This window comes from Allobosea massiliensis (genome assembly GCF_042655245.1).
Classification (GTDB): Bacteria; Pseudomonadota; Alphaproteobacteria; order Rhizobiales; family Beijerinckiaceae; genus Allobosea; species Allobosea massiliensis.
Genome location: NZ_JBHSLU010000132.1, coordinates 1 through 1,084, shown reverse-complemented (window position 1 = coordinate 1,084; position 1,084 = coordinate 1). Strand labels below are relative to the sequence as shown.

The 1,084-nt window shown below is 60.0% G+C and carries 1 pseudogene; it reads left to right on the top strand.

The features are described 5' to 3' along the window. Window positions 1–236, top strand: a pseudogene (locus ACFPN9_RS27690) (methyl-accepting chemotaxis protein); the annotation flags it as partial. Between the last annotated feature and the right edge of the window lie 848 nt (window positions 237–1,084).

Here is a 1,084-nt window from a genome sequence, read left to right as displayed (position 1 = left end):
CCGACATCTCGGCGGCCTCGGGCGAGCAGGCCAACGGCATCGACGAGATGAGCCAGGCGGTCGCCCATCTCGACGAGATGACCCAGCAGAACGCGGCGCTCGCCGAGCAGAGCGCGGCCTCCGCCGGCTCGCTCTCCAACCGCATCGGGCAGCTCAACGATCTCGTCGCCGCGTTCAGGACAGGGCCGGAGGGCGGCGCACGCGTCGTCGCGGCCGAACGACTCCGGGCGGCCTGAGATCCGTGACCGCGCCTGACGCCGGCTGTTGGGAAACACAAAACTCTGACTCTCTGTGCAGAAATTTTTTCAAGATATCAATGGATCTAGTCATAGCAGGCTCGGTAGTCTCTGACTCGCCAAACGCAGTTGTGAGACTCGATGTCGGGCGTTCCGCAAAAGCCTGACTCACCGCGATCTGCTACAAGATTTTGCTCTTCAGAGTTCCTCCGGCGCGGCAAATCGGCATCTGAAACGGCCACTGTCCCGTGGTCTGCTAGGTGAAGCGTCGAGAAAGCCGGTCACGATTAAGTCCACTTCCACAAAAGCATGACTCAACAGCCTTCCTGAATCGCTGAAGCTAGACCCAAAGCGGCAGCATGACGTCAAAGGCGGTCTCTCCGGCATAGTGAGGTTGCGCGGCGTTTTGGCAGTTCACAAGCTAATTCGGCCAGGGCATGCGCGTGGTCGTTCGCACAAGAATCATGATCCAATTGCTGCTGAATAGCCCCAAATGGCCATTTGGGCGGCCAGCGCGGATCACGACGTCCGATGGGGCTCGACCGCCAGTCGTGAAGTTACGAGGAAACGTGTCACGCGTTCCTCGATCAGCGCAAAAAGCTGCCTCAGAGCTTAGCGCAAATGAGGAACCGCGACTCAGCGAGATTTCTGCACGGCAGTGGCGGCTCAGAGAAGGAGAAGAGCCTGCCGGTGACAAGCCTGTGAATCGTGATCGGCGCCTCGACGCTGAGCACATCAACGGGCAGGAAGCGGTCGTGTCCCATAGCGTGGTGTAGCTGACGGTGGTCACCGGCGATTGCCGGTTAGGTTTGGGTTGTGAACGCCAACCCTGAACCGAGAGATCCCCG